At 71.0% G+C, this 21,744-nt stretch carries 13 protein-coding genes; 9 read left to right on the top strand and 4 right to left on the bottom strand.

From position 1 onward, the window contains the following. Positions 1–303 precede the first annotated feature (303 nt). Positions 304–1,728, top strand: coding sequence for an HNH endonuclease signature motif containing protein (locus tag ABTU82_RS10485; protein WP_407173382.1), 1,425 nt, complete (start codon positions 304–306; stop codon positions 1,726–1,728). Between the two features lie 77 nt (positions 1,729–1,805). Here the strand turns inward: ABTU82_RS10485 and ABTU82_RS10480 are convergent, their stop codons facing one another. After that, the gene (locus ABTU82_RS10480) at positions 1,806–6,998 is read right to left on the bottom strand and encodes a lamin tail domain-containing protein (protein WP_407173380.1); all 5,193 of its coding nucleotides are present in this window, start codon (positions 6,996–6,998) and stop codon (positions 1,806–1,808) included. 209 nt (positions 6,999–7,207) lie between these two features. On the opposite strand from ABTU82_RS10480, the gene ABTU82_RS10475 reads away from it, so the two are divergent. Beyond that, positions 7,208–7,648: a MarR family winged helix-turn-helix transcriptional regulator gene (locus tag ABTU82_RS10475; RefSeq protein WP_116647700.1), complete on the top strand. Its 441-nt coding sequence runs from the start codon at positions 7,208–7,210 to the stop codon at positions 7,646–7,648. 109 nt (positions 7,649–7,757) lie between these two features. Continuing rightward, positions 7,758–9,224 carry a DUF6421 family protein gene (locus ABTU82_RS10470; RefSeq protein ID WP_407173378.1) on the top strand — a complete coding sequence of 489 codons (1,467 nt, stop codon included), beginning with the start codon at positions 7,758–7,760 and terminating at the stop codon, positions 9,222–9,224. A gap of 54 nt (positions 9,225–9,278) precedes the next feature. Here the strand turns inward: ABTU82_RS10470 and coaBC are convergent, their stop codons facing one another. Further along, the gene (gene coaBC, locus ABTU82_RS10465; RefSeq protein ID WP_407173376.1) at positions 9,279–10,493 is read right to left on the bottom strand and encodes a bifunctional phosphopantothenoylcysteine decarboxylase/phosphopantothenate--cysteine ligase CoaBC; all 1,215 of its coding nucleotides are present in this window, start codon (positions 10,491–10,493) and stop codon (positions 9,279–9,281) included. 57 nt (positions 10,494–10,550) lie between these two features. Here coaBC and ABTU82_RS10460 point away from each other — a divergent pair, with 57 nt between their 5' ends. Further along, positions 10,551–11,270, top strand: coding sequence for an NRDE family protein (locus ABTU82_RS10460; RefSeq protein ID WP_116647697.1), 720 nt, complete (start codon positions 10,551–10,553; stop codon positions 11,268–11,270). Between the two features lie 55 nt (positions 11,271–11,325). Next, positions 11,326–12,042, top strand: a complete 717-nt coding sequence (locus tag ABTU82_RS10455) for an SDR family NAD(P)-dependent oxidoreductase (RefSeq protein ID WP_407173374.1) — start codon at positions 11,326–11,328, stop codon at positions 12,040–12,042. Here ABTU82_RS10455 and ABTU82_RS10450 read toward each other — a convergent pair whose 3' ends face one another. Then, entirely contained in the window at positions 12,043–13,506 is a 1,464-nt protein-coding gene (locus ABTU82_RS10450) for an MFS transporter (RefSeq protein ID WP_407173373.1), read from the bottom strand. Between the two features lie 85 nt (positions 13,507–13,591). Between ABTU82_RS10450 and ABTU82_RS10445 the strand changes: the two genes are divergently transcribed. Beyond that, positions 13,592–14,653, top strand: a complete 1,062-nt coding sequence (locus ABTU82_RS10445) for a threonine aldolase family protein (protein ID WP_407173371.1) — start codon at positions 13,592–13,594, stop codon at positions 14,651–14,653. Positions 14,654–14,656: 3 nt separating this feature from the next. Here the strand turns inward: ABTU82_RS10445 and ABTU82_RS10440 are convergent, their stop codons facing one another. Beyond that, complete coding sequence (locus ABTU82_RS10440) at positions 14,657–15,277, bottom strand: NUDIX hydrolase family protein (RefSeq protein ID WP_116647693.1); 621 nt, start codon at positions 15,275–15,277, stop codon at positions 14,657–14,659. Positions 15,278–15,366: 89 nt separating this feature from the next. Between ABTU82_RS10440 and ABTU82_RS10435 the strand changes: the two genes are divergently transcribed. From ABTU82_RS10435 to ABTU82_RS10425, 3 genes are all read left to right on the top strand, one after another. Beyond that, positions 15,367–16,089, top strand: a complete 723-nt coding sequence (locus tag ABTU82_RS10435; protein WP_407173370.1) for an alpha/beta hydrolase — start codon at positions 15,367–15,369, stop codon at positions 16,087–16,089. A 94-nt stretch (positions 16,090–16,183) separates the two neighbouring features. Continuing rightward, entirely contained in the window at positions 16,184–20,953 is a 4,770-nt protein-coding gene (locus tag ABTU82_RS10430; RefSeq protein WP_407173368.1) for an ATP-dependent helicase, read from the top strand. Further along, a complete protein-coding gene (locus tag ABTU82_RS10425) occupies positions 20,946–21,722 on the top strand; it encodes a DNA-formamidopyrimidine glycosylase family protein (RefSeq protein ID WP_407173366.1) in 777 nt (258 codons plus the stop codon). Before ABTU82_RS10430 ends, ABTU82_RS10425 begins: the two co-directional genes overlap by 8 nt. Positions 21,723–21,744 lie beyond the last annotated feature (22 nt).

Genomic DNA, 21,744 nt, shown 5'->3' with positions numbered 1-21,744 from the left:
CGAGCATCATCTCGAAATAATCACAGAAACATAACGGCAGCCCTTCCCTTCCGTTACCTCTCCGTTATAGAGTTCAGGAACGGTAGTTGTTTTGCTGTGGCAGCTACCGAACATGTGATTGCAGGACACTCTTGGTGCAAGGGACAAGGGCCGGTCGGAAGCCTCTCCGACCGGCCCTTACTTGTTCCCGGCGACGCGTCTTCCTCTCCTCCCCAGGCCGCCCGTGCGCCGCGTTTTCCACAGGGGTGATTGTGCCTCTGATCTGGGCCTGACGATGTCGGAGGCCCCCGCCAGAATGTATGCATGACACACCGGCGAACCGAGATCGGCGAGGCCCTCGATGCGCTCCGCAGCGCGCTCGCGCCGATGCTCGAGGGCGACGGCATCCGTGGGGCCGACGACGACCGCCTGCTCGACCTGGCCGCCGATGCCGAATCTCTCGGACGACTCATCGATGCGCTGCGGCTCGACATCGCGGGAGAGATCGGCCACCGATCGCGGCCTGAACGCGGTGACGAGATCCTCTCCCGGGTTCGCGGATGCCGGTCGGCGTCCGAATTGATCGAGCGAGTGACGCTCGTTTCGAGCGCAACGGCACGACGACGCCTGAAGGCCGCGCCTCCCCTGCGCCGCCGAACGTCGCTGACGGGCGAGGGCCTGCCGGCGCCTCTCGACCATGTGCGCGCCGCTGTGCTCTCGGGTGAGATCGGCACCGACGCAGCAGCCGCGATCGCCGACGCGCTCATCCCGCTTCGTGATCGCGGTGTCGCCGCGGACGAGATCGATGCCGCCGAGCAGGCCCTCGTCGACGCGGCGGCGGGCACGATCGCATCACCGGCAGTCTCTGCCGACGAGGTCTCGATCATGGCCAAGGTCTGGGCGCTCCACCTCGACCCCGACGGCGCCCTGCCCGACCGCGATCGCGCAGAACGTCGTCGATCCCTCTCGATCGGCCGCGAGCGCGACGGGATCGTTCCGATGCGGGGCGACCTCTTGCCCGAGGTCGCCGCGCAGCTCCAGCGCATGATCGACGCCTACCTCAACCCTCGCGTGACGGCCGGCCCGACCTTCGTCCCCGACGACGCGGAGTTCGACAGCGACGACCCGTTGATCGACCCGCGCACGCAGGCCCAGCGGCGCCACGACGCTCTGTCCGGGGTGCTTCACGTCGCCGCGGGAGCGAAAGACGCGCCGCTCCTGGGCGGCGCCGCCCCGACTCTCGTCGTGACCGCGTCAGAAGAACAGCTCGCCCGCGACGACGGCGTCGCCTTCGTCTCGGGAGCGCGCGACGCCGGCGCCGTGCCGATCTCCGTCGCCCGCCACATCGGGTGCGCCGGAGCGGTGCAACGCCTCGTGATCGCACCCGACGGGCGCATCGTCGAGCTCGGGTCGCCGCAGCGCATCTTCCCCGCTCACACGCGGCGCGCCATCGGAGTGCGAGACGGGGAGTGCATCATTCCCGGATGCCACGTTCCCGCCGCGTGGTGCGAGGTGCATCACGTGAGACCTGCCGCGCAGGGCGGCCCGACCCATACCGACAACGGCGTCCTGCTGTGTTGGCACCATCATCGGACGATCGAGACCGCCGGGTGGGAGATCCGGATGGTGCGCGGCGTGCCATGGATCAGGGCGCCTCGATGGCTCGACCCCGCCCAACGATGGCGCACCACCGAGGGCTCACCACAACGCCGACTGTCCGCCCTGTCGAGGGCAGCCCCCGGCGCCTGACCGAACGGCAGCAGAGCGGCGGATGCTGCGAGCCTTGGTGAGCCCGCAGCATCCGCCGCTTGATTCCTCGACCTCGTCTAGATCACCCGACGACGGCGCAGCAGGAGGAGAAGGGCGCCGGCGAGCGCGAGCCCGAACGCCCCGAACACCCACGGTGCGAGATCGGCCGCGTCGGAACCCGTGGTCGCCAGATCGCGGTCGCCGCCGCCCGCCGTGTCTGCCGCAGAACCCGGACCGCTCGAACCGCCGGCGCCGCCCGATCCGGAACCACCCGAACCCGGCTCACCCGCCCCCGGTCCTCCCGTCCCCGGCTGACCGGTCCCGGGCCCACCCGTTCCCGGCCCACCCGTTCCCGGCTCACCTGTTCCCGGCTCACCGGTCCCGGGTCCACCCGTTCCCGGCTCCTCCGGCTCAGGCTCGACGGCGGCGTCGACCACCGTGAACGTCGACACCGGCGAGTAGTCGACCGCGCCGTAGGGATCGGTCGTGCGCACGTACCATCCGTGCTCGCCGAGCTGCGTCACCGACCACGTCGCCTCCACAGTGGTGCCGCTCTCGACGTTGTCGAACGAGGCGATCTGCGTCGGGGAGAGCACCTCGGCCGTGAACGAGTCGGTGCCCAGGGTGCGCACGCCCGGCACGATGCCGAGCTGGTCGTACGTCAACTCGAACTGCTGGTGCACGTAGGGGTCACTCGGATCGATGACCGGGTCGAGCAGGTTCGGGTCGTCGGAGTTGTAGTCGTCCAGCGACGGGGAGTAGGTGCGTACCATCATCTTCTCCCCCTCGTTGTCGAAGTGCAGCAGACGCAGGTACCCCAAGCCGCCCTCGGGCAGCCCCTGGTAGTCGAACAGCATCGAGTAGACGGTGCGGTCGTTCACGCCGTCGCCGTCGTCGTCGAACGAGTCCTCACGGGTGAGGGCGTCGTGGTAGTGGCCGGAGAACACCATCTTCACGTTGGGGTTCGTCGCCACGACCTCGTCGAGGATCCGCTGCGGGATGTCCCCGAGACCGCCCGTGGTGAGGATGAACTCGTGCTGCGCCAGGATCGCGACGCGATCGGGGTACCGCGCGAGCACCTCGTTCATCCACGCGATCTCTTCGTCACCGGGTCCCCATCCCTGGTAGACCATGATGAAGTCGATGCCGCCGGCCGAGATCAGGTCGTAGTGTCCTCGGTTGTCCTGGTAGCTCTCGCCGTACCAGGGGTTGCCCGCGAACCGGTCTGCGCCGAACCACTTCGCGTACTCGCTGTAGTCGGCCAGTTCCGAGCCGACGTCGTGGTTGCCGGCGAGGACGCCGTACGGCAGACCCGCCTCGTCCAGACGCGCGTACTGCGGGTCGGCGTTGTCCTTCCACTGGTACTCCTGGTTCCAGTCGTCGACGATGTCGCCGGTGTGGAACAGGTACTGCAGGTTGAGCTCGTCACGCTGGTCGAGCAGGTACGAGTGGATCGCCTCCTGGTGCTTGAAGGGATTCCCGGGCACCGTGTTCTCGTTGTAGTACTGGGTGTCCGACTCCCACGCGAGGGTGAAGTCGTAGTCCGACCGCGCCACGTCGTCGGGATTGTTCGGCGTGATCACCGAGTCGCGTGTGCTGAGGTCCTCGCCCGCGAACCCCTCGGAGTGCTGCACCAGCATCCGCACCTTTCCGTCGCGCACGTGGTCCGCCGCCGGAACGCTTCCCGAGAGCTCGAACTGCTCGCCGTCCGTCGTCGAGACGTGACGGTCGATCTCGTCCCAGCCCGAGCCGTCGCCGCGGAGCGCGTAGAGGAAGACGGTCGCATCGGCGTTCGCGCGCCCCTGCCACGTGGTGCGCACCTGAGAGCCGGCGACGTCGTCGCCCACCGCGATGTCGAACAACTGGTACGGGAACTCGGAGGCCGACGAGACGTCGGTCCCGACGCCGTCCAGCGGCGCGAGCGCCCGCAGTTCATCGGCCGACAACACCCCGACCGCCTCACGGCGAGTGTCGAGCGCATCGTTGACGGTGCCCGACTGCGCGGTCACCTCGGCGTCGGAGAGATCGAACCGCTCGCCCTCGAGGAACTGCACGTCGAGCACATCGCCCATCGGGTCATCCACCGTGGCGCGCAGCGTCACGTCGCCGGCCTTCACCTCCGCGCCATCGGTCGGCGCGACGACGTCGGAGGACGGCTGCTCCTCGAAGGTCTGGAAGGTCGCCGACCAGGTCGCGGAGTTGCCGAGGGCGTCGACCGCCGTGATCTGCATCACGTGGTCGCCGGGGCTCAGCGTCACCGACGACGTCGTGTACGGAAGCTCGATCGGCTCACCGTCGAGGGTGACGGTGCTCGAGGCGACGCCCGCTCCCGCGTCGGTGATGGATGCGTCGAGGACGAACTCGCCCCGGTACTCGTCGTCGACCGTGGAGGTGACCACGGGCGCCGTGTTGTCGACCGTCACGGTGCGAGTCGCGGTGTCGCCACCGTCGGACGCGACGATCTCGACCGGCCCGTCCGCCCCAGACGCGGTGTCCCATGCGGTCGACACCGCCGAGAACGCATCAGCGGGCAGCGTGAACCGCGCGTCGAAGTAGTCGAGCTTGCCGGTCGGCCCGCCCGAGCCGTTGACGCTGTCGCCCATGCCGAGCACCTTCGACGGGTCGTCGTAGCCGCTCGGGGTGAGCGTACGACCGTCGGGGAGGATGAGCCGGAGGCCGCGGATGTCGAAGTCGTCGTTGTTCTCGCCGAGGTCGATCTCCGGCGCCTTCTTGGTGCCGGCCCACACGCTGACGACGAGCTCGTCGCCCTGACGCACGTGCTCCAGCGGCACGGCGGTCGTGAGGGTCTCCCAGTCGTTGATCGTGTGATCGAAGATGCGCAGGACATCGCGATCTTCGCCGTCGCCGACGAGCACGCCGTTCTTGAAGTAGAAGTTGACCCCCGACACCTCGAAGGCGAAGACGGGCGCGCGCTCCAGGCTCGGCTCGGTCGCGACCTGCTCACCGCCGATCGACAGCTGCACGGCGGAGGGGTAGCTCTCGCCGGCGGCGATCACGTCGGTGACCCCCGAGACGAACTGGTCGTCGTCGAGGTTCAGACGCACGGGCGAGGTGTCGACCCCGTCGACGGCCACGCGGGTCGTCTCGAGCGTCGTCTGGTTGGTGCCATCGCTCGCCACCACGGAGTACTCGTACCAGGCCTTGCCCGTCAGGTCGACGGCGGGGACGACGTAGGTGTAGACACCCTCGCCGCTGTCACGCAGGTTGATGGTGCGTGAACCGGAGTCGACGTCGTTCGAGAGCGTCAGAGTGGCCGTGCGAGCGTCGACGTCGTCGGCGATCTCGAAGGTCAGCGTGAAGTCGGCCCCGGGAGCGATCGAGTCGGCGGTGCGGTCGGTGATCGTGGGCGCCACGGTGTCGGCGGGAACGATCTGCAGACCGGCCGGCACCTGGTCGGCCTGCACCGTGCCGGGAGTGGCGGGGGCGAGGTCGAGCAGGCGGGCCTGCGCGGCGTCTTCCTCACCGGCGATGTAGCGGATTCCCTGATCGGGCTGCACATCGTCGGTCGGCAGGTTCATGTTGTACAGCGCTTGGCTCACGATGTGGCCGGTGTTGGTGACCACCTCGATGCCGCGGGCGCTGCCGTTGGCCATACCTGCGCTGGTGATCTCGACGAGGTTCTCGCCCATCGTGAGCGACGTGCCGAAGGCTGCGTTGAAGTCCGCCGCGCCGAGCGCCGCGTTGCCGCCGTTCTTGATCCAGAAGACCAGGGTCTGTCCCGGGGCGATCTCGACGTCGCCGGGGACGGCCGGCCACAGCACCGACGTGCCGTTGTCGGGGTAGAGGTAGTTGATCGAGTAGTCCGAGAAGTCGACGGCAGAGTCGCTCGCGTTGTAGACCTCGATGAACTCGTACGCGTCGGACCCGGCGAGGTTGATGCGGGAGTCGGGCAGCACCTCGGTCACCTGCAGCGATGCGGTGGTCACCCCCGCATCGGGCTGCGGGTCGAACCCGGGCGTCGAGTCGAACGGCTCGCCGACCGGCGGCGTCGTCTCGGTGGGGCCGGGAGTCGGGATGGGTTCCCCGGCGGGCACGACGAGAGCGGCCGGGTCGACGACACCGGGGCTGGGAGCCGCCTTCGACGCGAACAGGTCGAGCGCCTTGGATCCCCGGGTGGCGGGCAAGGCGAAGTGCGCCGTCAGGTCGACTCCGACGGAGCCGGCGGGGTAGAACGAACGACTGACGAGCTGTCCGTCACGGATGATCCGGATGCCGCGGTCTCCGCCGTTGGCCATACCGGGCTGACCCGACACCCGCACCACGCGGGTCTCGGCGGGCACGCTCCACTGCGTGCGGAACTGCTCCTCGGTCTTGCTGAACGAATCGACGTTGCCGGACGTGTAGCTGAGCCAGTAGACGATCGTCTCGCCCGCGCGCACGACGGTGTCACCGCCGACGATCAGTTCGACACCGCCGTCCACGGCGTCCGACTGGTCGGAACCGTAGCGGAAGGAGTACCCGGCGTTCAGATCGATGTCTGCTGCCGTGGTGTTGTGCACCTCGAAGAACTCGTAGTCGTCGAACGAGACGTTGTCGGGTGCGATCTCGGTGACCACGAGCGGCCACGGGTTTTCTTCGCCGGGCTCGGGCTCAGGCTCCGGATCTGGCTCCGGGCGCACGAGTGCTTCGGGGGCGACCACACCGGGCGAGCGCGGTGCCGAGGTGCTCAGCGCCTCGAGCCCGAGGTCGGCCGCGTCCTGGGGCAACCGGAAGTGCGTTGCGAGGTCGCCGCCGAACCCACCGGCGGGAACGTGCGACCACGAGATGAGCGTCTCTCCCTGAACGACGCGGATGCCGCGGTCCCCCGCGTTCGCGATGCCTGCCTGCCCCGTGACCCGCACCACCTGGGTGTCGGCCGGCACGGAGTGGTACGCACGGAACTCCTCGATCGAGCGCGCGAAGGAGTCGACCGACGTGCTGGTGTAGCTCAGCCACAGCACGGCGGTCTCGCCGCCGTCCAGCACGAGCGGCTCCGAGACGGTGAGCGGCACATCGCGGTCTCGCACGTCGGAGTCGACGTAGGAGTAGGCGAACGCGATGCCGGATGCGGCGAGATCGATCGCGGCATCCGCCGTGTTGCGCACCTCGATGTACTCATAGCTGTCGACACCGACGTTGTCGCCGACGATCTCGGTCACGATGATCGACGGCGCGGAAGCCGGAGCCGCTGTCGCCGACGGGGCCAGCGCGAGAACGGACACCAGCGCGGCGACGATGCCTACTGCGGGGAGGGAACGGGAAAAGGGCACGAAGACCAGGCCTTCCAGGGGGGAGGAGTGCAAACGCGACCGAAGGTACGGACGCAGCAAGGCTGGACCGTGAACCACGGAGGGGGAGAAGGTGACCGGGAGGTGACGCGCCGCGTCACCTCGGTGTGATACGCCCGACGGCATATCGCGCCGCATCCGACCGCCCCGCCATCGCCCCTCGCCGGCGTCCGACCCGTAATCTGGAAGACATGACAGATCGCCGCCTCGCTGTGGAGGCCTGGGAGAGCCTGTTCCGAGCCCAGCACGAGGTGTTCGACGAACTGCGCGGCGATTTCGACGACAGCGACATGTCGCAGGCGGAGTACGACGTGCTGCTCACGGTCACCCGCGGCGACGACATGACTGCGCGGCTCCGCGACGTGACCGCCAACATGCTCATCAGCCAGCCGAGCGTCTCGCGGCTGGTCGACCGCATGGTCGCGAACGGGCTGCTGTCGAAATGCCCCGACCCCGACGACGGCCGCGGCACCCTGGTTCGTGCCACCGAGGCCGGCGTCTCGTCGTTCCGACGCGTCGCGTCGATCCACGGCGCATCGATCGCCCGGCGCATGTCGCTCCTTTCGAACGACGAGCTCGCCCAGCTGCGCGATCTCGCCTCGAAGCTGCGCGCCCCGCGCCCCCGCTCCTGAACGCCCCCCGCTTCTGATCAACGCCGACGAGTAGCCTGAGAGGGCACACCGTCGACGATGTCGGAGCCGCCCGCGCTGCCCCGACTCGAGTCCGAGGATCGGAGGTTCCATGTCCATCACGCACCCTCTCCGCACTGAGAAGGTCATCATCGGCGAACCCGAGGTCGTCGAGGACGCCTCCACGGTCGGAGCCGACGCCGTCGAAGACAGCGCCGAGTGGCTTTCGCTGAAGGCCGCGGCGATCGCGCTGCAGGGCCTGCAGGCCGACGACGGCTCGATCCCGGATGCGTCGCACCACCCGTCGGCGAGCGCCCACGTCGCGACGATCACGACGGCGATCGAGAAGCTCGCACCGCGGTTCCCCACCGACGCGGCCTACCTCGCGGCGTCCGTCGCCGATTTCGACACGTGGCGTGCTGGGGGGTTCGGGATACCCGACTTCCTCGATTCGCTCGTCGCCTTCCAGCCGCAACAGCACCGGGTCGACGGCGCGCGCCACCTCGTCGTCTTCCCCATGTACACGCAGAACGGTTCGTCGCGCCGCCTCGTGGAGGCGGTGCTCGTCGAAGCGATCTGGCCGGACTTCATCGCGCGCCTCGAGACGGAGTACACCAACCGCCTCTTCGTCTCGTTGCGTCTGGTGGACTTCACGCCGGGGTACGACACGAACTCCGCCGTGCTGTTCCCCGAGACCGTGTCGATGCGCGAGGTGCCGCCGTTCACGTGGGGCGCGATCTTCCAAGACCGCGAGGCCGCCAGATACCGCCGTGTGGTGCGCGCCGCCGCCGAGATCACGAAGCTCGACCTGCCCGACGCCGCCGCACGGATGCTGGAAGACAGCGCGCTCACCGAGCAGACGTTCGTGATGTGGGACCTCATCCACGACCGCACGCACATGCGCGGCGACCTGCCGTTCGACCCGTTCATGATCAAGCAGCGGATGCCGTACTTCCTCTACTCGCTCGAGGAGCTGCGGTGCGATCTCACCGCGTTCCGCGAATGCGTGGCGATCCAACGGCGGCTGCAGGACCGCGTCGACGCGCTCGCCGTCGGCGAGCCGGCGCTCCCGTTGGACGCGGCGGAGCAGTCGATGCTCGAGCACGCCGCCCTCGTGCAGTACGCCGTGATCTTCGATCGGATCTTCCGCTTCGCGATCACGGGCACACGCGTGCGCAACTACGACGGCGTCGGCGGACAGCTGCTGTTCGCCTGGTTGCACCAGCGCGGCGTGCTGCACTGGACCGACACGTCGCTCGCGTTCGACTGGCACGAGGTGCCGGCCGCCGTCGTCGCCCTCGGCGATGCGATCGACGAGCTGTACTGGCGTTCGATCGACCGCCCGAAAACGACGCACTGGCTCGCCGCCTACGAGCTCGTCCGCGGCACGCTCGAGCCTCACCCCGCGTCGGCCTGGGCGCGCGGGCTCCCCGACGAGGTGCTGGCCGGCCCCCCGAAGGGGTTCACCGACGCCGTGCGTGATGACGAGTTCCCGCTGTCGATGTTCTACGAAGCGCTCGAGAAGAAGATGCGCCCGGTGATCGAGTCGACCGCCGGGATCCGCGCCGACGACGCCTGACGGGCGGGCGTCCGCGGCATCCTCGCCTTCTCGGATGACGGATGCTGCGGACGCTCAGCCGCGCCGCGTCAGCACGGCGTCCCAGACGGCATCGGCGACCTCGCGCTTGGTGCCGCGTGCCCGCGCGACCACCTCGCCGGCACCATCGACCACGACCACGTCGTTGTCGGCGGTGCCGAATCCTGTCTCGCCCGCGACGTCGTTCGCGACGAGCAGGTCGACGCCCTTGCGCGCCGCCTTGCGGCGGGCGCGAGCGAGGAGGTCGTCGTCGTCCGCGGCAGTCTCGGCGGCGAACCCGACGATCGTCTGCCCCTCGCGCCGGCGCTCGGCGAGCCCGGCGAGGACGTCCCGCGTGCGCACGAGTTCGAGGGTCAGGCCGGGGCCCGCGGCGTCTTCCTTGCTGAGCTTGCGGTCGGGCACGTGCGCGGCGCGATAGTCCGCGACGGCGGCGACCATCACGACCGCGTCGGCGGTGTCGGCCTCGCGCTCCATGGCCGCGTCGAGCTCGGCGGCGGTGCCGACCCGTTCGATGCGGATGCGGGGGTGCAGCGCCGCCTCGGCGAGCGCCCCGTCGTCGACGTGGGCGGCGACGAGCACCACCCGTGCGCCGCGGTCGGCTGCGGCGAGGGCGATGGCCGCTCCCTGGCGGCCGCTCGATCGGTTCCCGAGGAACCGCACCGGATCGATCGGCTCGCGGGTGCCGCCCGTGGAGACGGCGACGGCGAGACCGTCGAGATCGCAGCGGGGCGCGAGGAGCGCGAGGGCGGCGCCGGCGATCGCGTCGGGCTCCGTCATGCGCCCGGGGCCGGAGTCTCCCCCGGTCAACGGTCCGCTCTCCGGGCCGATCACGTGCACCCCTCGAGAGCGGAGCGTGTCGACGTTGGCTCGGGTCGCGGGATGGTTCCACATCTCCGTGTGCATGGCCGGAGCCACCAGCACCGGGGCGGACGTTGCCAGGAGCGTCGTGCCCAGGAGGTCTTTCGCGAGGCCCGCGGCCATGCCGGCCAGGGTGTTCGCGGTCGCCGGCGCGACGATCACGAGGTCGGCCGAGCGGCCGAGCGCGACGTGACGCACCTCGGCGACGTCGTCGTGCACACTGGTGGTGACGGGGTGGCGGCTGATCGCCTCCCACGTCGTGAGCCCGACGAAACGCAGGGCGTCGTCCGTGGGGACGACGTGCACGTCGTGACCGCGCGTGACGAGCAGACGCACGAGGTGCACGGTCTTGTACGCGGCGATACCGCCGGTGACCCCCACGACGATGAACACCCGCCCATCCTTCCACGCCCACCCCGATGAGGAGCCAGACATGACGCCGGAGCCCCCGTGTGCACGGTGATCGTGCGCGTGCCCGCGCACACCGACGAGCCCGTGCGGATGCTCGCGATCCGCGATGAGGACCCCCGTCGAGCGTGGGATCCGCTCGGCCCGTGGTGGCCCGATTCGCACCCCGGGGTCGTCGGCGTGCGTGACGCGCGCGCCGGGGGCGCCTGGCTCGCCGCCGACCCCGCCCGCTCGCGCGTGTCGGTGATCCTGAACCGCCACGAGGTCGAGGGTGCCACCGGTTCGCGGGGCGCCGTCGTGCTCGACGCCGTCGCCGGGCAGGCCCCCGTCGCCGTCCCGCCCACACACGGGTTCAACCTGGTCGACATCGACGCGAACGGAGCGCGGGTGACGTCGTGGGACGGCGATGCGGTGCGCTCCACCCGGCTCGAGCCGGGCGTGCACATGATCGCCCACGACGAGGTCGACGACGCACAGACCCCGCGGATCGCGGAGTGGCTGAGCGCGTTCGACGCCGCGCCCAGCGACGCCGCCGACGGCCCCTGGTACGCCGAGTGGCTCGCGGTGCTCGAACGGAGCGCTGCGCTGCCGCCGACCGATGACCGCGCGATCGTGCGCGACAACCGCCCGCACGGGATCCCGACGCTGTCGCTGCTGATGTGCGCCGCGACGATCGACGGAAGCGGGGTCGACATCGTCTACGGCGAGCTCGACGCACCGGGCGCGTGGAACCGCCCCGCCCTCCACCACGTGTCCGCCTGACGCGTCCGCGCCGGCAGGGGGTGCAGCCGGAGTGCCGCACTGGGAGACTGGGGCGATGGACAACGACGTCGCTCCCTCCGCAGCATCCGCTCCCGCGTCCGGCGTCGCCGGACGAACGATCCTGCTCGCCGGCGGGACGAGCGCGGCCGGCAGGGCGGCGGCGGTCGCGCTGACCCGCGCCGACGCGCGCGTGGTCGTGGCGGGTCGCGATCCGGAGAAACTCGCGACCGTGGTCGCCCAGGCCCCCGGAACCCTCACGATCGCCGCCGACCTCACCGACGAAGACGCCGTCGCCGACCTCGCCCGCACCGTGCACGACGAGATCGGCGCCGTCGACGGCGTGCTGCACCTCGTCGGCGGATGGCGCGGCGGCGGCGGGCTCGCCGCACAGAGCGAGAGCGACTTCCGCTTCCTCGAGCGCTCGCTGACCGCGCTCCGATACGTCTCGCGCGCCTTCGACGCCGACCTGCGGGAGTCATCGGCCGGTCGCCTGGCGATCGTCTCGTCCACGGCCGTCGCGCGACCCCTCGCCGGCGGCGCGAACTACGCCGCGGTCAAGGCCGCGAGCGAAGCGTGGACCCGCGCCGTCGGGCAGGGGTTCGCCAGAGCGGCCCGCGACGACGCGCGCGAGCTGAGCGCGGCCGCGGTGATCTTCCGGGCGAAGAGCCTGGACGGACTCGAAGGCGCACTTGCCGACGCGTTCATCGCCCTGTGGTCGGACGACGCCGAGGACTGGAACGACGTCATCGTCGAACTCGGCGACGGCGGCTGATCAGGGCTTCTCGGCCGTCGGAGCGACCGGAGTGGTCTCAGCCTTCGCCGTCTTCGGGCTCGCCCCGGCGGCGTCGGCACTGTCGCCCTCGACCGGATCGGGCGCCTGCTGATACTGCACCGACAGGATGCGGTACGACCGGGTGAGGAAAGCCAGCACCCCGAGCACGACCATCACGAGACCCGCGCCGACGAAGACGAGCGCGATCCCTCGCGCCTCGCCGCCTCCGAGCAGCCATCCCCACGTGGCGCGCCCGCTGTCGTCGTTCATGTACGGGATGATCAGGAACTCCGCGAGCGGGGCGATGAGGAACGCCGTCACGGGAGCCGCGGCCGACTCGAAGGCCGCCGCGAATCCGAACACGCGGCCCTGCTGACGGAACGGCACGACCCGCTGGATCACCGTCTGCTCCGCCGCTTCGACGGCGGGGACGAGGGCCATGTAGACGAAGATGCCCACGGCGTAGAGCCACCACCACTCGCGGATCGTGAACACCATCCCGAGCACGCCCATGCCGATGACGACCAGCAGCATCGTGCGGATCGGGTTCTTGCCGAGCCCGAACTTGGCGATGAAGAGCCCGCCCGCGATGAAGCCGGTCGCCGAGACGCCGAGCACCGCGCCCCACACCTCGACGCTGAACATCTCGAGACCGTACGGGTCCATCAGCGCCATGTAGACGCCGCCGATGAGGTTGTTGAACGTCGAGAAGATGATGAGCGCGAACAGCCCCGACGCGGCCATCACGGCCGTGATGCTGCCGCGCAGATCGATCCCCGACCGCTTCTGGCCGTCGAGCGAGGGCTTCTCTTCGGGGATGCGCAGCGTCAGCAGGTGCACGAGCGCGACGAGCGTCATCGTCACGGCGATCGCCAGCGTCCACCCCATGCCGAGGAGTCCGATCGACAGACCGCTGAACACGCTCGTGACCACGAAGGCGATGCCCTGCACCGTGCCCACGAGCCCATTGGCGTTGGCGTGACGTTCGACGGGCATGAGCAGGGTCACCGTGGTCGCCAGCGCGATGTTGCGCATGTTCTCGATGACCGCGCCGAACAGGATGATGCCGGAGAAGAGCCAGAACCACGGACCGGTGAGGTCGAGCAGCGCGCTCTCGGGGAAGAGGAGGTAGAGCGCGCCCCCGACGACGAACGCCACGAGGGTCACGACGCTCGAGAACACCATCACCCGGTGCTTGCGGTTGCGGTCGACGATCGACCCGAAGAGCATGGCGAACACGGCGAGCAGCAGCATGTAGGCGCCGCCGATGATGCCGGTCGCCAGCACCGACTCGGTCTCGATGTAGACCCAGAACGTCAGCGCGAACCAGAGGTAGCTCGTGGTGACGTTCGCCACCGCGGTATTGACGAGGATCTGCGCGAAGGTGCGCGGCCCGCTCGCCGGCGGCACGACCGACGCCGGTGCCGTGAGCGGCGCGTCGGGGTCGTCGGGGCGGGCGGACATGAGGGAAGGGTATCGACGGGCTCCGACATCGGCGAGCGTCCATGCGCGCGCATTCGTCGGGGCGGCGCGCCTAGGCTGGGTTGCCGTGACCACCATCCACGATCCGGCCGTGCGCGGCTTCGCCTCCGACAACTATTCCGGAGTGCATCCCGAGGTGCTGGCGGCGATCGCCGCAGCCAACGACGGCCACCAGGTCGCCTACGGCGAGGACGTCTACACGAGACGCCTGCAGGAGGTGTTCGTCGGCCACCTCGGCGAGGGCGTCGAGGCGTTCCCGGTGTTCAACGGCACGGGCGCCAACGTCGTGGGCCTGCAGTCCATGCTCCCCCGCTGGGGCGCCGTGGTCACCGCGACGACCGCCCACATCAACGTCGACGAGGGCGGCGCGCCCGAGCGGGTCGCCGGGATCAAGCTCCTCACCGTCCCGACCGACGACGGCAAGCTCACCCCCGAGCTGATCGACCGGGAGGCGTGGGGGTGGGGCGACGAGCACCGCGCGCAGCCCCTGGTCGTCTCCCTCACCCAGACGACCGAGCTCGGCACGCTCTACACTCCCGACGAGATCCGCGCGATCGCCGACCACATCCACCCGCTCGGGATGCGCCTGCACCTCGACGGTGCGCGCATCGCCAACGCCGCCGCCGCGCTCGACCTGCCGCTGCACGCCTTCACGCGCGACGCCGGCGTCGACGTGCTGAGCTTCGGGGGCACGAAGAACGGCGCCATGATCGGCGAGGCCGTGGTCGTGCTCGATCCCGCGGCATCCGAGGGTCTCCCCTTCCTGCGCAAACTCAACATGCAGCTCTCGAGCAAGATGCGCTTCGTCTCGGCGCAGCTCATCGCGCTGCTCGAGGGCGATCTCTGGCTGCAGAACGCCCGGCATTCGAACGCGATGGCGCAGCGCCTGCGCGCCGGCGTCGAGGCCGGCATCGCCGACGGATCCATCACCGGGGTGTCGTTCACGCAGCCCACGCAGGCGAACGGCGTGTTCGCCGTGCTCCCCGAGGGCGTCGCCGACCGCCTGCGCGAGCGTTTCCGTTTCTACGACTGGGACGAGAAGCGTCGCGAGGTGCGCTGGATGTGCAGCTTCGACACGACCGAGCACGACGTCGACGCGTTCGTCGCCGCGGTGGCCGAGCTCACCTGAGGGTCAGCGCAGGGCGCCCACGCTCGCCAGGGCCAGGCGGATGAGGGTTCCGCGCCCGCCCTCCATCTCATCGGCGAGGGCATCGGATGCTGCTTCCTCGGGCGAGAGCCACGTGACCTCGAGGGCGTCCTGACGCGGCTCGCACGTGCCGGTCACGGGCACGACGAACGCGAGCGAGACGGCGTGCTGCCGATCGTCGTGGAAGGGGCTGAGCCCCGGCATCGGGAAGTACTCGGCGACCGTGAAGGGCGTCGGCGACGGCGGCAGCAGAGGGAAGGCCATCGGCCCGAGGTCGTTCTCGAGGTGACGGAAGAGCGCGTCGCGCACGGTCTCGCCGTAGCGGATGCGGCCCGAGACGAGCGTGCGGGTCATCTCGCCGATCGGGGTCGCGCGCAGGAGGATGCCGACCTGCACGACCGTACCCATGCCGTCGGTGCGCACGGGGAGGGCTTCGACGTAGATCATCGGCAGCCGGCGGCGGGCCTCGGTGAGCTCGATGTCGCTCAGCCACCCGGGGTTGCCGTTGCTCTGCGTCGACGGCGTACCGAACGTCGACCCCAGCGGATCGCGGGGGCTCTCGTCGCCGCTGTCGTCGGGTTCGGGGTCGGGGGTGCGCACGGGCATGCTCCTTGTATATCAACACCGGCGCGCATCCGCCGAGGGCACGCTCCATCGCCGAGGCGGATGTCGGAGCGCCCTGCGACACTGGAGACATGAGCGAGATCGCGCCTCTCGACCCGTCCGTCGTGCTCTGGTCCACCGAACCGGCCGAGCGTCGCGGCCGCCCGCTGCTGGTCGTGCTGCACGGCTACGGTGCCGACGAGGCCGACCTGTTCGCCCTCGCGGCGCACCTGCCGTCCGAGTTCGTCGTCGCCGCGGTGCGCGCGCCGCTGACCCCACCCTTCCCCGCACCCGGGTTCTCGTGGTACCCGATCGAGGGACTGAACGGCCGCGATTCCGCCCACGTCACCGCCGCGGCCGAGCGGCTCATCGAGTGGATCGACGCGTCGACCGACGCCGCGACCGTGGGCCTCCTGGGCTTCTCGCAGGGCGGTGCGGTGTCGCTGCAGGCACTGCGGGTCGCTCCCGACCGCTTCGCCTTCGCCGTCAACCTCTCCGGCTACGCCTCCCCGGGCGAGCTGCCCGGCGACGCCGCCCTCGCTGAGCGGCGACCGCCCGTCTTCTGGGGACGAGGCACGCACGACGACGTCATCCCGGGTGCGCTCGTCGAGCACACGATCGACTGGCTCCCCCGGCACTCCGACCTCAGCGGCCGGGTCTACCCGGGGCTCACCCACGGGGTCTCCGGCCCCGAGCTCGACGACGTGCACGGGTTCCTCGTGAAGCGGTTGGCGGATGCCGCGGGGTCGGGCGCCGCCGCCGAGCCGGTGCCGCCCTCGGCCGAAGAGGGTGCGCCGCAGCATCCGCTCGGCTGATGTCGGAGGCGCGGTCCGTCGCCGCCTCCTCCCCCGGTGCCGTCAGAACCGTCAAGCCCGAGCCGATGTCGGAGGGGCGGGAGAAGATGGACGAATGAGCGACGTGCTCGAGCGTTTCAGCCCCGCGACGCAAGACTGGTTCCGGGGCGCGTTCCCCGCGCCCACGAGCGCCCAGACCGGCGCGTGGGAGGCCATCTCCGCGGGCCGGAGCGCACTCGTGGTTGCCCCGACCGGATCAGGTAAGACGCTGTCGGCGTTCCTCTGGGCGATCGACCGGGTGTTCCGTGACCGCGTCGCGGCCGACCGGCGCGAGAAGAAGACAGCTGCCGCCGCCACCGCGAACGGCCGACGCCGCGGCGCGTCGACCGCGCGCGATGCGAAGACGCCCGCCGAACCCCGCACCCGCGTGCTCTACATCTCGCCGCTGAAGGCGCTGGGCGTCGACGTCGAGCGCAACCTCCGCTCCCCGCTCGTGGGCATCGGCCAGTCCGCCCGACGGCTGGGTCTCGAGGCCCCCGCCGTCACCGTCGGGGTGCGCTCGGGCGACACGACGTCGAGCGATCGCCGAAAGCTCGTCTCCGATCCGCCCGACATCCTCATCACGACGCCCGAGTCTCTGTACCTGATGCTCACGAGCCAGGCGGGCGACACTCTCCGCGGGGTGCACACCGTCATCATCGATGAGGTGCACGCCGTTGCCGCCACCAAGCGCGGAGCCCACCTCGCGGTGAGCCTCGAACGCCTCGACGCGCTGCGGCGCTCGTACGACCCCGACGTCGCGCCCGCCCAGCGCATCGGGCTCTCCGCCACCGTGCGCCCGATCGACGAGGTGGCCCGCTTCCTCGGCGGCGCCGCGCCCGTCGACATCGTCGCGCCGCGCGCCACCAAGGCCTTCGACCTGTCGGTCGTCGTCCCCGTCGACGACATGATGAACCCGCCGCCGCCCCCCGGCTCCGACGCGCCCGCGCCGGGCGGGGAGGACTGGTTCGCCGAGGGGTCGCCGAGCGAGAACACCGAGGTCACCGGGTCGGTGTGGCCCCACGTCGAAGAGGCGATCGTCGACCGCATCCTGACGCACCGCTCGACCATCGTCTTCTCCAACTCCCGCCGTCTCGCCGAGCGGCTGACGGGTCGGCTGAACGAGATCTACGCCGAGAGGCTGGGGCTCGACCTGCCCGACCCCACGGTGCCTGCCGCCACGATGGCGCAGGCCGGTTCGTCGGCCGGAGCCGATCCCGTGCTCGCCAAGGCGCACCACGGCTCGGTCTCGAAAGAGCAGCGCGCCCAGGTCGAAGACGAGCTGAAGTCGGGCGTGCTGCGCTGCGTCGTCGCGACCAGCAGCCTCGAGCTGGGCATCGACATGGGCGCGGTCGACCTCGTGATCCAGGTCGAGGCACCGCCGAGCGCGGCCTCGGGGCTGCAGCGCATCGGACGCGCGGGGCACCAGGTCGGCGAGGTCAGCCGTGCCGCTCTCTTCCCCAAGCACCGCAGCGACGTGCTCCACACGGCGGTCGTGACGGAACGGATGCTGGCGGGCCAGATCGAGGCGATCTCGGTGCCGCAGAATCCGCTCGACATCCTCGCGCAGCAGACCGTCGCCGCCTGCGCGCTGGGCGCGATCGACGTCGAGGAGTGGTTCGAGACCGTCAAGCGCAGCGCGCCGTTCCGCTCGCTCCCCCGCTCGGCGTACGAGGCGACCCTCGACCTGCTCGCCGGCCGCTACCCGTCCGACGAGTTCGCCGAGCTCCGTCCGCGAGTCGTCTGGGACCGCGACGCGGGCACCCTCACCGGGCGCCCCGGAGCGCAGCGCATCGCGGTGACCAGCGGCGGCACGATCCCCGACCGCGGCCTGTTCGGCGTGTTCATCGCGGGCGAGTCGCAGAACGCCCGCGTCGGCGAACTCGACGAGGAGATGGTCTACGAGTCGCGCGTGAACGACGTCTTCACCCTGGGCACCACGAGCTGGCGCATCGTCGAGATCACGCACGATCGCGTGAACGTGCTGCCCGCTTTCGGGCAGCCCGGGAAACTCCCTTTCTGGCACGGCGACGGCATCGGCCGGCCCGCCGAGCTCGGCGAGGCGCTGGGCACCTTCTCGCGGGAGGTCTCCGCCGCCGAGCACTCGAAGGCCGAGGCGCGTCTGCGCGAATCGGGTCTCGACGACAACGCGATCACGAACCTCCTCTCCTATATCGCCGAGCAGCGCGAGGCGACCGGCACCCTGCCGACCGACAAGACGCTCACGGTCGAGCGCAGTCGCGACGAGGTCGGCGACTGGCGCGTGATCCTGCATTCCCCGTACGGCATGCAGGTGCACTCGCCCTGGGCACTGGCGGTCAACGCCCGCATCCGCGAGCGGCTCGGAGTCGAAGGATCGGCCGTGGCAAGCGACGACGGCATCATCGCGCGCATCCCGGATGCGACGGCCGAGCCGCCGGGGGCCGAGCTCTTCGTCTTCGACGCGGCCGAGCTCGAGCAGATCGTCACCGACGAGGTCGGCGGCTCGGCGCTGTTCGCCTCCCGCTTCCGCGAGTGCGCGGCGCGCGCGCTGCTGCTCCCCCGCATCAACCCCAACCGACGCTCGCCGCTGTGGCAGCAGCGTCAGCGCTCGGCGCAGCTTCTCGAGGTCGCCCGTCGGCATCCGACGTTCCCGATCATCCTCGAGACCCTCCGCGAGGTGCTGCAAGACGTCTACGACCTCCCGGCGCTGCTGCGCATCTCGCGCAGCATCGCCGATCGACGCATCCGGCTGGTCGAGATCACCACCTCGCAGCCGTCGCCCTACGCCCGCGACCTGCTCTTCGGCTACGTCGGCGCGTTCATGTACGAGGGCGACTCACCGCTCGCCGAGCGTCGGGCCGCCGCCCTCTCGGTCGACCCGGCGCTTCTGAGCGAGCTGCTGGGCCGCGTCGAGATGCGCGAGCTCCTCGACCCCGACGTCATCGCGCAGTTCGAGCGCGAGGCGCAGCGGCTCGACCCCGAGCGCCGCGCCCGCGGGATCGAGGGGGTCGCCGACCTGATCCGCATCCTCGGACCGCTGGGTGCCGACGAGGTGGCGCTGCGCCTCGCACCCGCCGACGCCCCGTCGGTCGACGACGACACGGCGACGCCCCCCGCCACCGCGGCCGAAGCATCCGCCCACCTCGACGCTCTCGTCGACGAGCGCCGCGCGATCCGCGTGACGATCGCCGGGGAAGCGAGGGTGGCCGCGATCGAAGACGCCGCCCGCCTGCGCGACGCGCTCGGTGCCGCGCTCCCGGTCGGACTCCCGAACGCGTTCCTCGAGCCGATGCCCGATCCGCTCGGCGACCTCGTCGCCCGGCACGCGCGCACCCACGGTCCGTTCACCGCCGACGCCGTCGCCCGCCGGCTGGGCGTCGGCATCGCGGTCGCCCGGCACACGCTCCAGCGTCTCGAGTCGCAGGGTCGCGTGTCGAGCGGTTTCTTCCTGCCCTCGTCAGAGTCCGGCGGCGCCGAAGGGCGCGGCGACGAGACCGAGTGGTGCGACACCGAGGTGCTGCGGCGACTCCGGATGCGCTCGCTCGCGGCGATCCGCGGAAGCGTCGAGCCGGTGCCGCCGACCGCATACGCCCGGTTCCTCCCCGTCTGGCAGCACCTGCAGCGCCCGCTCGAAGGGATCGACGGGGTGGCAGCGGTCGTCGAGCAGCTCGCGGGCGTGCCGATCCCGGCGAGCGCGTGGGAGTCGCTGATCCTGCCGTCGCGGGTGCGCGACTACACGCCGGCCATGCTCGACGAGCTGACGGCGACGGGCGAGGTCGTCTGGTCGGGCACGGGCACGCTCCCCGGGCGCGACGGCTGGGTCGCGCTGCACCCCGCCGACGCGGCCGCCCTCACCCTCGCCGAGCCGGAGGAGGACGTCGCCGCCGATTCGCTCGAAGCACGGGTGATCGAGGCCCTCACCGGCGGCGGCGCCTACTTCGCCGCCCAACTGCGGCAGGCCGCGGGCGCCGACAACGAACAGTCGATCGTCGACGCACTCTGGTCGCTGACGTGGGCGGGGCGGGTGACGAACGACACGTTCGCGCCGATCCGCACCCTCGTCGGCGGGGGCGGGCAGGCCCACCGGGTGGCTCGGAAGGCCCCGCGCGCGCGGATGTACCGCGGCGCATCGATCCCGCGCCCGTCGGCGCCGCCGCGCCCGCCCGCACTGGGCGGCCGGTGGTCGCTGCTGCCCGGCCGCGAGGCCGACCCCGCGGTGCGGGCGACGGCGACGGGCAGCCTGCTGCTCGACCGCTACGGCGTGGTCACCCGGGGCGCGGTGCAGGTGGAGGGCGTGTCGGGCGGATTCGCGCAGGTGTACCGCGTGCTCGCCGGCTTCGAGGAGGCCGGGCACTGCCGTCGCGGGTACGTCATCGAGAAGCTCGGTGCCGCGCAGTTCGCCGCCTCCGCGACGGTCGACCGGCTGCGCGAGTTCGCCGCCCTCCCCGACCCCGCGCCGCTACGGGCGGTCACCCTCGCCGCGACCGACCCCGCCAACCCCTACGGCGCCGCTCTCGCGTGGCCCGCGCTCGACGGGATCACCCACCGGCCGGGGCGGAAGGCCGGCGGCCTCGTCGTGCTCGTCGACGGCGCTCTCGTGCTCTACCTCGAGCGCGGCGGGCGCACGGCCCTCGTCTTCACCGATGACGAGGCCGTGCTGCAGGCGGCGACCCGCGATCTGGCGGGCACGACGAAAGCACGGCGGCTCGACACGCTCACGATCGAGCAGGTCAACGGAGCCTTCGTCTACGGCACCGCCGTGGGGCGGGCACTGCGCGACGCCGGCTTCGTCGAGTCGCCGCGGGGCCTCACGCTCCGCCGCGTGACCGCCGGCGACGCACTGCGAGAGGCGACGCGTGCCTGAGGGCGATACCGTCCACCGGGCAGCCTCGAAGCTGGCCGAGGCGCTCACCGGCACGGTCGTGACCCGGTTCGACATCCGCGTGCCCGGCAGCGCCACGGCCGACCTGCGCGGCGAGACCGTGCACAGCGTCATCCCGCGTGGCAAACACCTGCTCGAACGCATCGGCGGCTACACCCTCCATTCGCACCTCAAGATGGAGGGCCGGTGGGACGTCTACCCGGCAGGCGGACGATGGCGGCGCCCGGCCTACACGGCTCGCGCGATCGTCGGCAACGCCCGATGGGAGACGGTCGGCTTCGACCTGGCGATGGTCGAGGTGCTGCGCACCGACGACGAGCACCGCATCATCGGACACCTCGGCCCCGATCCCCTGGCCGACGACTGGGATGCCGCCGAGGCGGTGCGGCGCGTGAGCGCCGATTCGCGCGCGGCCCACGTCGCTCTTCTCGACCAGCGCAACGTCGCCGGCTTCGGCAATGTCTACGCCAACGAGATGCTGTTCGTGCGCGGCCTCGCGCCCACGACCCCCGCCACCGAGATCGATGTCGCCGCCCTCATCGATCTGGGCGCGCGGATGATCCGCGCCAATCTGCCTCGCCCCGAGCGCACCTTCACCGGCGACACCCGTCCCGGACGGCGGTTCTGGGTGTACGGGCGCGACGGCAAAGCGTGCCGTCGGTGCGGCACGCTCGTGCGGGGCGGGTCTCTCGGCGCGAACGCCACGAGCGAGCGCAACGTGTTCTGGTGCCCGAGGTGCCAGGCGGGGTGAGCCCCCGCGGCGCATCGCTTCG

Origin of the sequence: Microbacterium deferens, assembly GCF_045517775.1 — a bacterium.
In the GTDB taxonomy this organism is placed as follows: Bacteria; Actinomycetota; Actinomycetes; order Actinomycetales; family Microbacteriaceae; genus Microbacterium.
This window is presented reverse-complemented; position numbering and strand designations above follow the sequence as displayed.

What these genes read in the sequence shown, in the direction of transcription:
- ABTU82_RS10485 (WP_407173382.1), top strand. Translation starts at nt 304, where the DNA reads ATGACACACCGGCGAACCGAGATCGGCGAGGCCCTCGATGCGCTCCGC.
- ABTU82_RS10475 (WP_116647700.1), top strand. Translation starts at nt 7,208, where the DNA reads ATGACAGATCGCCGCCTCGCTGTGGAGGCCTGGGAGAGCCTGTTCCGA.
- ABTU82_RS10470 (WP_407173378.1), top strand. Translation starts at nt 7,758, where the DNA reads ATGTCCATCACGCACCCTCTCCGCACTGAGAAGGTCATCATCGGCGAA.
- ABTU82_RS10455 (WP_407173374.1), top strand. Translation starts at nt 11,326, where the DNA reads ATGGACAACGACGTCGCTCCCTCCGCAGCATCCGCTCCCGCGTCCGGC.
- ABTU82_RS10450 (WP_407173373.1), bottom strand. Translation starts at nt 13,506, where the DNA reads ATGTCCGCCCGCCCCGACGACCCCGACGCGCCGCTCACGGCACCGGCG.
- ABTU82_RS10440 (WP_116647693.1), bottom strand. Translation starts at nt 15,277, where the DNA reads ATGCCCGTGCGCACCCCCGACCCCGAACCCGACGACAGCGGCGACGAG.
- ABTU82_RS10435 (WP_407173370.1), top strand. Translation starts at nt 15,367, where the DNA reads ATGAGCGAGATCGCGCCTCTCGACCCGTCCGTCGTGCTCTGGTCCACC.
- ABTU82_RS10430 (WP_407173368.1), top strand. Translation starts at nt 16,184, where the DNA reads ATGAGCGACGTGCTCGAGCGTTTCAGCCCCGCGACGCAAGACTGGTTC.